This window comes from Tamlana crocina, from assembly GCF_012037625.1.
In genome coordinates this window covers 25767-39853 of the sequence record NZ_JAAVJS010000021.1, presented here as the reverse complement: position 1 = coordinate 39853, position 14087 = coordinate 25767, and the positions used below count along the sequence as shown (strand labels likewise).

Genomic DNA, 14087 nt, shown 5'->3' with positions numbered 1-14087 from the left:
ATTGTAGCCCGTAGGGGAATCGAACCCCTCTTACCAGGATGAAAACCTGGCGTCCTAGCCGATAGACGAACGGGCCATTTTGTTTTGAGTGCGCAAATTTAAAACTTTTAATTTAACCTGCAACACTTTTTTTAAACTTTTTTAATGAACAACAATGTTTCCATTGCGGATGCAAAAATACAACTATTTTTAAATGCTGCAAGACCTATTTAAAATTTTTCTAAAAATTTTTTCACCAGGTTTTTCAACCCGCTGTATTAGTAGGCTTTAGCGAACAAAACCCTACGTTTTGAAGGCTTTCCCGAATACACACAAACGCCGCCTTCTTCTTTCGCATCCAAAGGAATACATCTAATGGTTGCCTTGGTTAGCTCCTTTATTTTGTCTTCAGTTTCATTGGTACCGTCCCAATGCGCCGAAATAAATCCGGTTTTTGTTTCAAGAACGGTTTTAAACTCCTCAAAAGTATCCACCTCGGTTATATGCTCATCTCTAAACTTTAACGCCTTGGCAAATAAGGTATCCTGAATTTCAGCCAATAGGCTTTCCACCTTATCGTTTATATTATCTAAGGCAATCACTTCTTTGGTCAATGTATCTCTCCTAGCCAATTCAACAGTACCATTTGCTATATCTTTCGGACCAATAGCTATTCTTAAAGGCACCCCTTGCAATTCGTGTTGAGCAAACTTTGCACCTGGTCTATGCGTAGTTCGGTTATCAAACTTAACGGTAATGTTCTTTCCTCTTAAATCACTCATAATACTATTGGAAACTTCGGTAATTGCGTCTAAGTCCTCTTCACTCTTATAAATAGGAACAATAACCACTTGGTTAGGCGCCAAACTTGGCGGAAGCACCAAACCATTATCATCGCTATGGGTCATAATCAACGCACCCATTAATCGGGTAGACACACCCCAAGATGTAGCCCAAACATAATCTTGCTTCCCTTCTTTATTAGCAAACTTAACATCGAAAGCTTTTGCAAAATTCTGCCCCAAGAAATGCGACGTTCCTGCCTGCAGCGCTTTGCCATCTTGCATTAAGGCTTCAATACAATAAGTTTCATCTGCTCCTGCAAAACGCTCACTTTCTGTTTTTAAACCTTGCACAACGGGAATGGCCATAAACTTTTCAACGAACGTGGCATAAACGTTGTTCATTTGTTCCGCTTCAGCCAAAGCTTCCTCTTTAGTTTCGTGTGCCGTGTGCCCTTCCTGCCATAAGAATTCGGCGGTACGTAAAAACAATCTGGTACGCATTTCCCAACGCACGACATTGGCCCATTGGTTCACTAAAATAGGTAGATCTCTATACGATTGGATCCAGTTTCTATAGGTGTTCCAAATGATTGCCTCACTGGTTGGCCTCACCACTAATTCTTCTTCCAACCTCGCCTCTGGATCAACGCGTAACTTACCAGGCTTATCAGGGTCGTTCTGTAATCTGTAGTGTGTTACTACAGCACATTCCTTGGCAAAACCTTCGGCATTTTTCTCTTCGGCCTCAAATAAACTTTTGGGAACAAACAACGGAAAATAAGCATTTTGATGCCCCGTTTCCTTAAACATTTTATCCAATTCTGCCTGCATTTTTTCCCAAATCGCGTAGCCATAAGGTTTTATAACCATACAACCTCTAACGGCCGAGTTTTCGGCTAAATCGGCCTTTACAACCAATTCGTTATACCATTTGGAATAATCTTCTGCTCTACTGGTAAGTTTTTTGCTCATATTTTAGTTTTGGCACAAATGTTGTGACTTTGTTAAATAAAAAAATAGTTCAGCAAAACTAACTATTTTTGTTATGTTCAACAATAAAATTAAACAGATATGCAACTTAACCACTACATAAAAAGAAAAATGCCAACTTGGGGGCTTTTCGGGCTTCTATTTGGCTTAGTGTCATGTGGTTCGTACCAATATATTGGCGGGAACGACGATGGTATTTATGGAGAAACCGAAAGGTACGCAGTTTATGAGGATGCAGTTGTTGAAGTGCCTAACCAAAACAACAGTAATTATTACAAAAACTACTTTAAAACCAAGGCTATTGAGGCCGACAGTTATAATCCTGAAGATGCGATTTTCACCGATATTGATGCTTACGAAAGCAACAATTTTGAAAACGACACCATTGCCAACAACTACGAAGGTTATGCCGGATGGGGACAAGACAGCAACAGTGTAACCATCAACTATATTGATAACGGCTGGAACAACTGGGGCTGGAACGCTGGTTTTGGCTGGGGTTGGAACAATTGGGGATGGAACGATTGGAGATATAACCGTTGGCGATGGAACAATTGGGGTTGGAATAACTGGGGTTACTATGATCCATTTTATGGCGGTGGATTTTATGGCGGATGGGCCTACAATCCATGGCACGGTGGTTTCTACGGCTACCCTTACCGATACGGAAGATATTATGGCTACAACGATTATGGTTACTATGGCAACCGATATTACAGCCGAAGAAGCCCAGCATACAGCGCTACCAGAAGGGGCAACTACGCTACAGATTATTCAAACCGCTCTGCGAACACCAGCAGAAGAAGCAGCGTAAGCACCTTAAACCGTGGCACATCGTCTAAATACAATACCGCGAGAAGAAGCAGCGTTAATAGGAACTCTTCGTCAACCACTGTAAATAGAAGAACCTATAACAGCAATGGAACACGTACCAACTCTGGCGTTACCCGAAGAAGCACGGTTACCAGAACGCCTTCAACAAATTCAAATTCGAGAAACTCGTCATATTCCACAAGAAGAAGTTCTAGTACTGTTTACAGGCAGCCTACAAGCAGTAGCTCTAACTCAGGAAACAACACCTACAGAACACCTTCAAATTATAGAAACTCTACCTACACACCTAGCCGTAGCTCGAATTCAAATTCCAGTGGAAACTACTCTAGATCGTCAAGTAGCAGCAGAAGCAGTAGCTCTGGAACAAGATCATCAAGCAGTGGTGGCGGAGGACGAAGACGCTAATTCCAACCCAAATTTTAAAGAAACAAAACGCACATGAAAAAGTTAAAGTTACTATGCATAGGTATGCTATCTATGTCTACAGTTTACGCCCAAGATATAAGCGACGCACTAAGGTATTCTCAGGATAACATTCAAGGAACCGCCCGGTTTAGGGCCTTAAGTGGTGCCTTTGGTGCCCTTGGTGGCGATATGAGTGCCGTAAGCATTAACCCGGCCGGTTCGGCTGTGTTCAACAGAAGCCATGCCGCTTTTACCGGATCGAATGTTTCTGTAGAAAACAACACAAATTATTTTGGAAATTCAGTAATAACAGACCACTCTAGTTTCGACATTAACCAAGGTGGTGCCGCTTTTGTGTTTGCTACGCGAAACAATTCACCGTGGCGAAAAGTATCTATAGCTGTAGCCTACGAACGCACGGGCAATCATGACGACCACTGGAATGCACGAGGCCTAAACACTAATAATGAGGTTTTTGTAGACCAAAACAACATAGAACGCTCTCCAGCAAATTCAATTGCAGGTTACTTTTTCCTTAATGCCAATGGTTTAAGACTAGATGAAATTTCAGCTTTCGATGGTGAATCACTTAGCGATGCTTATTTAGACATTGGCTCGACTTACGGTTTTGGCCACCAACAAGCTTTCTTAGGTTTTGAATCCTTTATTTTGGAACCCGAGGATATAGACAATGACGCCAACACTACATATTTTGCCAATGTAGCACCAGGCAATTTCAGTCACGATTATTCCTATATAGCCACAGGTTACAACGGAAAAATCACGTTTAACGTGGCAACACAATATAAAGACAACCTATATTTAGGACTGAACTTAAATTCACATTTCATCGATTACCAAAAGTCTACTTTATTGTTCGAAAACAACATCAATGCTGGTTCAATAGTAAATGGTGTAGAATTTGAAAACAACCTATCAACAACAGGTAGCGGCTTTTCATTTCAATTGGGAGGCATCATGAAACTGAGCCCCGAATTAAGATTGGGTGTTACTTACGATTCTCCAACTTGGTACACCATAGAAGAAGAAACCACACAATATATTGCCACCGTTCGTGACGACAACGGCGCTAACGCCACGCAAATAATCAACCCCGATGCGGTAAATGTTTACCCCAGATACAAACTACAAACCCCAGGAAAAATAACAGGTAGTTTGGCTTATGTGTTTGGACAAAAAGGATTGATAAGTTTTGATTATTCCAGAAAGGATTACGGCAAAACTGAGTTTAAGCCCGAAGGCGATTATGTAGATTTAAACGAAGGTATAGCCAATATACTAACCGATGCCTCAACCTACCGTTTGGGTGGCGAGTACAAACACAAGCAATTTAGTTTTAGAGGCGGTTATCGTTTTGAGGAAAGTCCGTATGCCGATGGCATTACCGTTGGCGATTTAAGCGGCTACTCTTTAGGATTGGGTTATAATTTCGGAAACACGAAACTGGATTTAACCTACGACCGTTCCGAACGCACCAATGCCACACCTTTATACAATATTGGGCTAATTGACACAGCAGCGATAGACCGAGTAAACAACAACATTACAATATCATTAAGTTTTAATATTTAACCTACAGTTATTAATCAAAAAAAGGCTTGAACTCCCCTGTTCAGGCCTTTTTTGTTTTATACCAACACCGAAATTTTGACACGATTGTAGCCATTAAAAAATGAAAAATTGCCACTTTTCAACCCAAAAAAACACTTTAAAGATCACTTTTTAAAATTGGCACTCATTTTGCCTTTATTAAACTGAAAAACAAATGTTTAACTTAAATTTTTTAATTATGAGCGATTTAGCAACATTACCGAAAAATGGAGGTTTAGCAAATAAAAAAACGTTGTCGGGCTTTCCATCGCTATCGAACTGGTTTGATGACTTTTCAATGGGCGAGTTCCCATCATTGTTTTCGTCGAATTTCAACACAGGCATGTCTACTCCTAAAGTAAATATAAAAGAAGAGGCCGATGCCTTTATTGTAGAAATGGCTGTTCCAGGGTTAAAAAAATCAGATTTCAACATTAATTTAGACAATAACACCCTGTCCATTTCTGCTGAACTGAAGGAAAACAACGAAGAAAAAGATGAAGGATACACCCGACGCGAATTTGGCTATTCTTCATTTAAACGAATTTTCACGTTGCCAGAAACCGTTGAAGACTCGAAAATTAACGCGAAATACAACGAAGGCATCTTGAATATTCACCTTCCCAAAAAAGAAGAAGCCAAACAAAAGCCAGCGAGAAGCATCAAAGTTTCTTAAGCTAAAACACTTCAGAAAAAACAATTTAACAAGCCTGCTAAAATGCGGGCTTTTTTTGTGGATTAAAACTTAGCCGCCGGGGTTTGCAACATGACATTTATCATAGTTAAAACCTCATCTATTGGGTAATTTTATAACACCAAAAAAGATAAATACCACATAAATTTAAGAGATCATGGAAGCTAAAAAGAACCCGCAACTCGAAATAGGAAGAAATAGCAGCATCTATTTTGCTATTGGTTTAAATTTAATGCTACTTCTTTCATGGCAAGCTTTAGAATACCGAACTTACGAAAAAAGTGAAACAGAAATCGATGTTGTGCAAATTGAAGCCGAAGCTGAAGAAGACATTCCAATAGTTCCTATAAACACCCCACCTCCACCTCCACCTCCACCTCCTGCCGTTGTGCAAACCAACATAGAAATTGTTGAGGATGTTGAGGATATTGAAGAAACTGTAATTGAAAGCACAGAAACCAACCAAGAAGATGCCATTGTTGAAAGAATTGTTGATGTTAGCGACATACACGTTGAAGATTATGTTGAAGATGTGCAAGTGGCTTTCGCCGTTATAGAACAAGTGCCCATTTTTCCAGGCTGTGAGGGACTAACAAAACCAGAAACCAAAGCATGCTTTGAAAGAAAGGTGCAAGAACACGTCATAAAGAATTTCAACTATCCACAAACTGCACTGGACATGGGCATTCAAGGAAGGGTTTCTGTAGTATTCATTATCGACAACAACGGTATTACCACCAATGTTCGTTCTCGTGGACCGGACAGAATTTTAGAAACAGAAGCCGAACGCATTATAGGTTCGTTGCCACAAATGAAACCAGGTAAGCAACGAGGAAAACCAGTAAAAGTATCTTATGCGGTGCCCATCTTTTTTAAACTAGCCGATATATAATTCTAAATTCAATAACCAATCCCTTTTTACCCCCCGATAGTCTCATCGGGGGTTTCTTTTGCTTATTTTTCAAGTCGAAATCTTAACACACAACACTTCATCCCCCAAAAACTACAATTCGGAACATCACTTTTTTAACAACGGGTATTCTCGAAGATATTTGTGCCATAATCTAATCTGAATTCGAATTCAGAAAAAACAAAAACAAATGAAACAACTATTATTTATTGCAGCACTTATGGTTTCGACGTTATCCGTTTCGCAAACCAAATACGAAAAAGGCATGGACAAAGCCTTCGACCTTTGGAAAAACAACCAACCTATTGAAGCGGCCAATTTATTTGAACGTATTGCCGCCGCCGAGCCAGATAATTGGTTGCCACCTTACTACGCCGCTCAGATTAATATTCTGTACAGTTTTGGCGAAAAAGATGAAAAAAAATTGACAGCTCAGTTAAAAAAAGGTCAGGAATTAATTAACGATGCCACGGCCATTTCAAAGGAGAACCCAGAAATTTTGGTTTTACAAGCCTTGCTTCATACCGCTTGGGTTGCTTATGATGGTGCCACATACGGTATGACACTGTCGGGGAAGGTCGTGGAGCTTTATGAAAAAGCCGAAACCATCAACCCGAAAAACCCCAGAGTCGTGTATTGCAAAGCCGAATGGAACATTGGTGGGGCGCGATATTTTGGTCAAGATACCGCACCATTTTGCAAAGACTTAGAAAGGGCATTAGAACTTTTTACTAACTTTAAACCAGAAACAGCTTTCCACCCCAATTGGGGCAAAGACCGCGTTGAAATGCTATTGGAATCCTGTAAAAATTAATTTCACAACTATTCGCCTAACATGACAAAATCCATCAAAAATATCATCATTACCTTTTTAATTGGTTGCGCCATTTTTGTAGTTGGCAATCTGTTATCTGGCGGATTCGATTTTGAAAGTATTGGCAAGCTTGTTACCAACTTTGTGTTTTACCAAATTTACACCTTTGTTTTAGGATATTCCAACATGTTTTTTTTCGACTATTTAGAAAAGCGCCATTGGAAAAAAACCGACACCTTAAAGCGTATTAGTGTTGGTATTATAGGAGCCACGATTATTACATTGATAGGATTGTTCTTATTAAGAGCAGCCACAGCCTTACTTATGAATGGCGTAACGTTCAGTGATTTTTTAATGAACGAAAAATTCCGTTACTACCAATTCGGACTTTGGATTACCCTAACCATTGTGGCCATTTTTCATGTTATCTATTTTTATAACAAGTACCAGCAAAACAAGATAAAGGAACAAAAGGTTATTGCTGGTACGGCCAGTGCCAAATTCGATGCATTGAAAAATCAGTTGGATCCGCATTTTTTATTCAACAGCTTAAACGTGCTCACCAGTTTAATTGAAGAAAACCCAGACAAAGCCCAAAAGTTCACCACATCGCTTTCAAAAGTATATCGCTACGTGTTGGAGCAAAAAAACAAGGAATTGGTAAGCGTGGATGAAGAATTGCAATTCGCAAAAACGTATATGACATTAATAAAAATGCGTTTTGAAGACAGTATTGTATTTACCATGCCCGAGCGTGCCACAAACCCCGAAAGTAAAGTGGTGCCGCTATCGTTACAACTGCTTCTGGAAAATGCCGTAAAGCACAACATGGTCACCCCAAACAAACCTTTGCACATTATCATACTTGAAGACCATGGCCATTTGGTGGTAGAAAACAATCTACAGCCCAAACAAATTGTAAAAAAGAGTAGCGGAGTTGGGCTTAGTAACATCAAGCAGCGCTACGATTTATTAACCAACAAAAAAGTAAACATCAATCAAGAAGCAAAACGTTTTGCCGTGGCATTACCAATGCTTACAAAACAAATATCAATCATGAAACAAACAGAATTACCATCAAGATTAGACGACCGTTACGTACGCGCTCGTAAACACGTTGAAGAATTAAAAGGCTTTTATTACAGCCTTATCTCCTATTGTGTTGTTATTCCCTTCCTCATTTTTGTGAACTACAAAACCTTTTGGGGCTTCCAATGGTTTTGGTTCCCTATGTTTGGTTGGGGGCTTGGACTGGCCATACAAGCCTATCGCGTTTTTGTAAATAATAGCGTTTTAGGCAACAGTTGGGAGCAACGCAAAATAGAACAGTTTATGCGCGAGGAAGAGAAAAACCGTTGGAAATAATTTATTAAAACATGAATCTATCTAAAAAGTAAAAAAACAAACGTCATCGATGTAGAAGACACAGCCTGTACTGAGCGCAGTCGAAGTGAAGCAATCTCACAATTTGAAACTTCATTTTTAAAGATTCCTTCACGTAGTTCGGAATGACAACTTTTTAAATTACCTCTCTACACCCATTTAATGTATTAAATATAAGGCACATGAAAAATCACGATTTAGAACCCTATAACAACCAAGCTTCCCGAGAGGAACAATATTCCAGAGAGGAAGCTTACCTCAGAGCCAAAGAAAAGGTAAAAAAATTACTAGGCTTTTATTGGCATGTTGCCAGTTACGTCATCGTCAACCTATTTATAATTATCGTCATCGTTTCAAACGGCGGAACCCTTTTTAGCTTCGGCACCTTTGCCACGGCTATTTTTTGGGGCATTGGCTTACTGTTTCACTTTTTAAGCGTTTTTGGCCCCGATTTCCTTTTTGGAAAAAACTGGGAAGAACGCAAAACAAAAGAGTTCATGGAAAAAGAGCAAAACAAACGTAAATTCGAATAACAATGAGTGCCGAAAAAAACACCGAAAAAGACTATTTAAAAGCTAAAAAGAAGGTCTATCACCTAAAAGTATTTTACATTCATTTGGTGGGATACTTTATCGTAGTGGCACTTTTGCTCTATAATTTGTATATCATGGAAGGGCCGCATGCCGATTTCTTCTTTTGGTTCGATATTATCATTCTTGTCGGTTGGACGGTTTTTATCATCATCCATGGTTGGCACGTTTTTAAAGGCCGAATTGTTTTCAAAAAAGAATGGGAAACCCGGAAAATGAAAGAGTACCTCAACAAAGAAAACACCAAACGATGGGAATAGTATTTTCTATCAAACACGTTGAAATTTTACACAAACCAATAAAATCGACCAAATGAACATTATTATCATAGAAGACGAAAAACCATCGGCAAGAAGGCTGCAACGCATGCTTCAAAACTTAGGACTCAACGCTGAAACTATGCTGCATTCCGTTAAAGAATCCATCGATTGGTTTCAAAACCATACGCACCCCGATTTAATTTTCCTCGATATTCAACTCAGCGATGGGCTATCCTTCGAAATTTTTGAAACTCTCGAAATAAAATCGGCGGTCATTTTCACCACGGCCTACGACGAATATGCCCTGCAAGCCTTTAAACTGAACAGCATCGATTACCTTTTAAAACCTATTGATGATGAAGATTTAGCTACCTCAGTAAACAAATACAAAGAGCGCACCCACCATAACCAAGCCGTCACTTTAGATTTTAACGATATAAAAAAGTTGCTCGTTAACCCCATAGACCGCGAATACAAAAAGCGTTTTTCGGTAAAAGTGGGTCAGCATTTAAAACTGATAAATATCGATGACATTGAATGCTTTTACAGTGAAAACAAAGGCACTTACCTGCACACCACCGAGGGACGGAATTACCTTTTGGATACCACTTTAGAGCATTTGGAAAACGAACTGGAACCCCAAACTTTTTTCCGAATCAACAGAAAATTCTTTGTAAACATCAATGCCATAAAAGATATGGTAAGCTACACCAACTCACGTTTACAAATAAAACTGAATTCGTTTAATGTACAGGAGGTTATTGTTGCCCGTGAACGCGTTAAGGATTTTAAATTATGGTTGGAACAATAACACCATTACGTTTACAACCCCAGCTCCTTTAAAAAGGTCCAGATTTCATCCATAACAACCAAATTGTCCTTTTCTGAAAAACGGCCGTGTTTTCCATTTTCAACGGTAACCAGCTTCACTTTTACTCCATAATCCTTTAATTTATTGTAAAGTAATTTCGACTGCGAATAAGGCACAATCGGATCTTTATCCCCATGCACAATAAACACGGGAGGGCTATCTTCAGAAACCTGAAAAACAGGAGATATGGCTCTCATAAAACGATTATTTGATACTTGGTGCCCAACCCAACGGATAACGGTTTTGTTTTGAGTGGCCATGGTTAAATCTGTCGGACCAAACTTATCGATAATGGCAGCAACTTTTATTTCGCCTTCATAAGCTTTACAGTTGGCATCAAACATCCTATTATTTTCTAACAGCCCTGCCATTAAAGCTAAATGTCCACCTGCCGAGCTTCCCATTAAAACCACTTTATCGGTATCAATATTCAATTCCTCGGCATGTTTAAATAAGTAAATAAAAGCGCAACGAATGTCTTCAATCGCAGCAGGAGCCTTTGCTACATTGGCTAACCGATACTCTACATTGGCCACAGCAAAACCATTTTTAAAAAAGCTCCCAAAACCAGTTTGCGATTCCTTTTCGCCATGGTTCCATCCACCGCCATGAATATTCAAAACTACGGGTGTAGGCTGGGTTGCAGATAGGTTTGCATAAATATCCATTCGGCCTTCCCACCCCTGCACCTCAACATAAACTTCATCTAATTTAGCGGTGTAATTTTCTGGATATTTTACAGCTTGAAAAGTGTGACTTTGACTTAAAACCGTGTTAATATAACAAACAAAAAATCCGAATAAGAAAAACACCCTTTTCATGAATATTCCTTTTAACAAATCACTGTGAAAAAATTATTTCTTGGTCAATCGGCGCATAGCCACCCACTGCTTTAGCATGTCGCGCGAATCTTGCGCTGGGTAACCCAATACGGTTTTTCCGGCTTCCACATCACCAACAACTCCCGAGCCTGCTCCAACGGTAGCTCCCGAATGAATCGTAGTATGGTCTTTTATTGAGGCGGCACCACCAATAATAACGCCATCGCCCAAAGTAACCGAACCGGCCAGTCCGCTGTGCCCCGCCATGATACACGAGCGACCCATAACGCTGTTGTGGCCTATTTGCACCAAATTATCAATTTTACTGCCATCGCCAATGATGGTTGAGCTAAACTTAGCCCGGTCCACACAGGAATTAGCACCGATTTCTACATAGTGACCAATAATTACATTTCCTATTTGGGGAATTTTCACCAAACCTTGGCCATCATCGCTTGGGCGGTAGCCAAAACCATCGGCCCCAATACTTACATTGGTGTGGAAAATACAGTGACTGCCAATAATGCAACGCTCACGAATTACGGTTCCCGACCACGCTACGGTATGATCGCCAATGATGGTTTCATCAAAAATGCAAACATTGGGGTACAACACCACGCCGTTGCCAAGCACAACATCTTTACCCACGTAACAGTTGGGTCCAATTTTACAGCCTTCGCCAATTTTTGCCGTGTCGTGGATTACCGCCGTGGGGTGGATATCACTTTCAAACACAGGTGCTGGCGGATTGAAAAGCTCCAACACTTGGGCCATGGCCAAATCGGCATTTTTTACTTTTATGATGGCTCGGTTTTCACCAGGTTCTAACGACAAAATATCGTTAACCAGCACGGCACTGGCTTCCGATTCATCCCAATATTTTAGGTATTTGGTACTACCAATAAACGTGATGTGATGCGGTTTTGCTTTTCGAAGCTGCTCAGGGCCTTCAATCTTTTGGGTGGTATTTCCGACTAATTCACCCTTTAACAGGTTATTAATTTCTTCAACAGTGTATGATGCCATTATAGTTGTCTTTAAGTTAGTAGTTGCGTAAATCTACTAGAAAAAAGACAAATATCAACCGTTTTTATTCTTCAATTCTGTTTTCGTCGAAAGCCGAAGGCAATAATTTAGGAATAAATTTAACTACCAAAGGCAGCAGTATGGCGCCTCCGGGCAATAAAAAAATAGCTAAACTGGGTATGGATTTAAAAATATCCAGAAGCTGTTCCTGTACTTTTTTTTGTTCGGCCGGGGTTAAATCCCGAACGGTAGATTGGGTTAGCAGCACCATCAACTCTTTGCTATCCTTTAGTTCCCTATACAAGCGCTTGCTATTTCTCCTAATGAGCTTGTACACCATTTTACTGGAATTATCGTAAAAACTCTTCACCATATTTTTAGAACTTAAAAGCGCAATATTGTCTTTATGTTCAGTATAAAAATGGTTGACCGTTTTTATGGATTGGTGTATTCGGGAAAGGCTCAAATCTAAATCGCGCCCCAATTTTTCCAAAAACTGTTCTTCCTTTACATCTATCATTTGGTCGCTCCACGTGGCCATGCACGAAATATCCAAAACATAATATTTCTCCAGTGGCGACTTTAAATGTCTCACAGCTTTTTTATAGGTTTGGTTTTTGTTATCGCTGTAGCGCAATGACGATTCGAACAACCTCATCAAACTTTCGTCGTACTGATTTTTTAAGGCTTTTGAATTTAAAACATCCAATGAAATGGCAACTATCGAAGCTTCCAAATTTTTAATATAATCAATACTGATGCTTTCATTTTTCAAATATTCCATATACGCCAAAACATCAACGTACAACAAGGCATTTATAATAAAATAATTGAAGTTTTTTGTGAGCACATTAGCATCTATCTGAATACGTTTATGGATGATATCCTCCAATTGCTCATTCGATTTTTTCCCACCTAAAAGCCCTTTAAAAAACGAGGTTTTTATTTCATTAATGGCCGTGTAAAACGTAATAACACTCTCTACAAAGGGTACACTGGTTTTAGATTGGGCGTGGGCGTACAAAAAAGCTAAACAGAAATTGGTTTTGCACAGTTCCTCTTCCGAAAAATCTTTTTTTGGAAAAACCTGCGCCACCACACTAAAATTGCTACCATAAATAAACCCGCAAGAGCGCAAAGCATCGTAAAAGCTTTCTTCATCGTACACCAAAAAACGGTTGTTCTTTTCAACCTCCCTAACCAACTTTTTTATCCAACCTGCCGAAGATGGGTTCATAACTATCCACTGAATATTTAGGGTGTAAAAATAGTGTTTTTAACGCTTTATCACCACAACTTTTGCTTTAACAAAATTTTAACAAAACCGCTATTTCCTTTTTTGCGTAGGTATGGATGAGAGTCAAAAACATATTAACAACAAAATCTCAAAATCATGAAAAAATTAACAATTGTATTTGGAATTGGAATCTTAGCCGTAGCTAGTTTCTTTATTATCGCGGCCGATCATATCGATGCTCCAGCCGTTCAAGGTGGTAATAGTGATATTACCGATTTTTACGCCTTTCAAGGTGAAAACACAGACAACATTGTATTTGTAGCCAACCTGCAAGGCTTACTTAGCCCCAGTGCAACGGGCAGTGCCACATTTAACGAAAACGTGTTGGTTGAATTTAATATTGATACTACCAACGACAATGTAGAGGACTTAGTCATTCAAGCTATTCCAAGAGATGGTAAAATGTACTTTTTCGGTCCTGTAGCACCATCGCAAACCGGATTGAACAGCACCATTCAAACCAACGCTACTGTTGGTGGCGTGGTAGATATTACTGCTTATGGCGAAAATGCCAAAATAGCTTCTTACGGTGACATGAGCTTTTTTGCTGGCCCACGCGACGACCCCTTCTTTATGGATTTTGCGCAATACTCAGAAATTATTGCCGGTAATGCCACCAGCTTTAACAATCCTGGTGCCGACACCTTTGCAGGTACTAATGTGATGTCTATCGTCGTAGAAGTGCCCAAAAGTATGATTGGTGGCTCTGGTACCATCAATACTTGGGTAGCTTCAAAAAGAAAATAAAACAACGCAACTTTTTAAACTTTTAGAATTATGAAAGCCCATAATGGGCAATTGACAAAAAAATGGGCAT

The 14087-nt window shown here is 39.6% G+C and carries 14 protein-coding genes and 1 tRNA gene; 10 read left to right on the top strand and 5 right to left on the bottom strand.

Annotated elements, in window-relative coordinates:
* Positions 1–4: 4 nt before the first annotated feature.
* Positions 5–76: transfer RNA gene (locus HC176_RS13370), tRNA-Glu, on the bottom strand.
* A 181-nt stretch (positions 77–257) separates the two neighbouring features.
* Positions 258–1736: a proline--tRNA ligase gene (gene proS, locus HC176_RS13365; protein WP_167919108.1), complete on the bottom strand. Its 1479-nt coding sequence runs from the start codon at positions 1734–1736 to the stop codon at positions 258–260.
* Between the two features lie 99 nt (positions 1737–1835).
* Here proS and HC176_RS13360 point away from each other — a divergent pair, with 99 nt between their 5' ends.
* The 9 genes from HC176_RS13360 to HC176_RS13320 all read left to right on the top strand — a co-directional run bounded on the left by HC176_RS13360 (position 1836) and on the right by HC176_RS13320 (position 10066).
* On the top strand, positions 1836–2993 hold the full coding sequence (locus HC176_RS13360; protein WP_167919107.1) for a hypothetical protein: 1158 nt from the start codon (positions 1836–1838) through the stop codon (positions 2991–2993).
* 33 nt (positions 2994–3026) lie between these two features.
* Positions 3027–4586, top strand: coding sequence for an OmpP1/FadL family transporter (locus tag HC176_RS13355; protein ID WP_167919105.1), 1560 nt, complete (start codon positions 3027–3029; stop codon positions 4584–4586).
* Positions 4587–4803: 217 nt separating this feature from the next.
* Positions 4804–5280: an Hsp20/alpha crystallin family protein gene (locus HC176_RS13350; RefSeq protein ID WP_167919103.1), complete on the top strand. Its 477-nt coding sequence runs from the start codon at positions 4804–4806 to the stop codon at positions 5278–5280.
* A 175-nt stretch (positions 5281–5455) separates the two neighbouring features.
* Positions 5456–6190, top strand: coding sequence for an energy transducer TonB (locus tag HC176_RS13345; protein ID WP_167919101.1), 735 nt, complete (start codon positions 5456–5458; stop codon positions 6188–6190).
* Between the two features lie 208 nt (positions 6191–6398).
* Complete coding sequence (locus tag HC176_RS13340; RefSeq protein ID WP_167919099.1) at positions 6399–7022, top strand: tetratricopeptide repeat protein; 624 nt, start codon at positions 6399–6401, stop codon at positions 7020–7022.
* 21 nt (positions 7023–7043) lie between these two features.
* Positions 7044–8387, top strand: a complete 1344-nt coding sequence (locus tag HC176_RS13335) for a histidine kinase (RefSeq protein ID WP_167919097.1) — start codon at positions 7044–7046, stop codon at positions 8385–8387.
* Positions 8388–8587: 200 nt separating this feature from the next.
* Positions 8588–8938, top strand: coding sequence for a 2TM domain-containing protein (locus HC176_RS13330; protein ID WP_167919095.1), 351 nt, complete (start codon positions 8588–8590; stop codon positions 8936–8938).
* Positions 8939–8940: 2 nt separating this feature from the next.
* Complete coding sequence (locus HC176_RS13325; protein WP_167919093.1) at positions 8941–9255, top strand: 2TM domain-containing protein; 315 nt, start codon at positions 8941–8943, stop codon at positions 9253–9255.
* Between the two features lie 52 nt (positions 9256–9307).
* On the top strand, positions 9308–10066 hold the full coding sequence (locus tag HC176_RS13320) for a LytR/AlgR family response regulator transcription factor (RefSeq protein ID WP_167919091.1): 759 nt from the start codon (positions 9308–9310) through the stop codon (positions 10064–10066).
* 11 nt (positions 10067–10077) lie between these two features.
* On the opposite strand, the gene HC176_RS13315 is transcribed toward HC176_RS13320, so the two are convergent.
* The 3 genes from HC176_RS13315 to HC176_RS13305 all read right to left on the bottom strand — a co-directional run bounded on the left by HC176_RS13315 (position 10078) and on the right by HC176_RS13305 (position 13210).
* Positions 10078–10947, bottom strand: a complete 870-nt coding sequence (locus tag HC176_RS13315) for an alpha/beta hydrolase (RefSeq protein ID WP_167919089.1) — start codon at positions 10945–10947, stop codon at positions 10078–10080.
* Between the two features lie 33 nt (positions 10948–10980).
* The gene (gene lpxD / locus HC176_RS13310) at positions 10981–11973 is read right to left on the bottom strand and encodes a UDP-3-O-(3-hydroxymyristoyl)glucosamine N-acyltransferase (protein ID WP_167919087.1); all 993 of its coding nucleotides are present in this window, start codon (positions 11971–11973) and stop codon (positions 10981–10983) included.
* A 64-nt stretch (positions 11974–12037) separates the two neighbouring features.
* Positions 12038–13210, bottom strand: a complete 1173-nt coding sequence (locus HC176_RS13305; protein ID WP_167919085.1) for an LETM1-related biofilm-associated protein — start codon at positions 13208–13210, stop codon at positions 12038–12040.
* A gap of 156 nt (positions 13211–13366) precedes the next feature.
* Between HC176_RS13305 and HC176_RS13300 the strand changes: the two genes are divergently transcribed.
* Entirely contained in the window at positions 13367–14017 is a 651-nt protein-coding gene (locus HC176_RS13300; protein WP_167919083.1) for a DUF4331 family protein, read from the top strand.
* The last annotated feature ends 70 nt before the right edge of the window (positions 14018–14087 follow it).

Bases quoted from the DNA above. Each gene is read 5' to 3' on its own strand.
- HC176_RS13340 (WP_167919099.1), top strand. From the start codon at position 6,399: ATGAAACAACTATTATTTATTGCAGCACTTATGGTTTCGACGTTATCC.
- HC176_RS13325 (WP_167919093.1), top strand. From the start codon at position 8,941: ATGAGTGCCGAAAAAAACACCGAAAAAGACTATTTAAAAGCTAAAAAG.
- lpxD (WP_167919087.1), bottom strand. From the start codon at position 11,973: ATGGCATCATACACTGTTGAAGAAATTAATAACCTGTTAAAGGGTGAA.
- HC176_RS13305 (WP_167919085.1), bottom strand. From the start codon at position 13,210: ATGAACCCATCTTCGGCAGGTTGGATAAAAAAGTTGGTTAGGGAGGTT.
- HC176_RS13355 (WP_167919105.1), top strand. From the start codon at position 3,027: ATGAAAAAGTTAAAGTTACTATGCATAGGTATGCTATCTATGTCTACA.
- HC176_RS13350 (WP_167919103.1), top strand. From the start codon at position 4,804: ATGAGCGATTTAGCAACATTACCGAAAAATGGAGGTTTAGCAAATAAA.
- HC176_RS13345 (WP_167919101.1), top strand. From the start codon at position 5,456: ATGGAAGCTAAAAAGAACCCGCAACTCGAAATAGGAAGAAATAGCAGC.
- HC176_RS13300 (WP_167919083.1), top strand. From the start codon at position 13,367: ATGAAAAAATTAACAATTGTATTTGGAATTGGAATCTTAGCCGTAGCT.
- HC176_RS13320 (WP_167919091.1), top strand. From the start codon at position 9,308: ATGAACATTATTATCATAGAAGACGAAAAACCATCGGCAAGAAGGCTG.
- HC176_RS13330 (WP_167919095.1), top strand. From the start codon at position 8,588: ATGAAAAATCACGATTTAGAACCCTATAACAACCAAGCTTCCCGAGAG.
- HC176_RS13315 (WP_167919089.1), bottom strand. From the start codon at position 10,947: ATGAAAAGGGTGTTTTTCTTATTCGGATTTTTTGTTTGTTATATTAAC.
- HC176_RS13360 (WP_167919107.1), top strand. From the start codon at position 1,836: ATGCAACTTAACCACTACATAAAAAGAAAAATGCCAACTTGGGGGCTT.
- HC176_RS13335 (WP_167919097.1), top strand. From the start codon at position 7,044: ATGACAAAATCCATCAAAAATATCATCATTACCTTTTTAATTGGTTGC.
- proS (WP_167919108.1), bottom strand. From the start codon at position 1,736: ATGAGCAAAAAACTTACCAGTAGAGCAGAAGATTATTCCAAATGGTAT.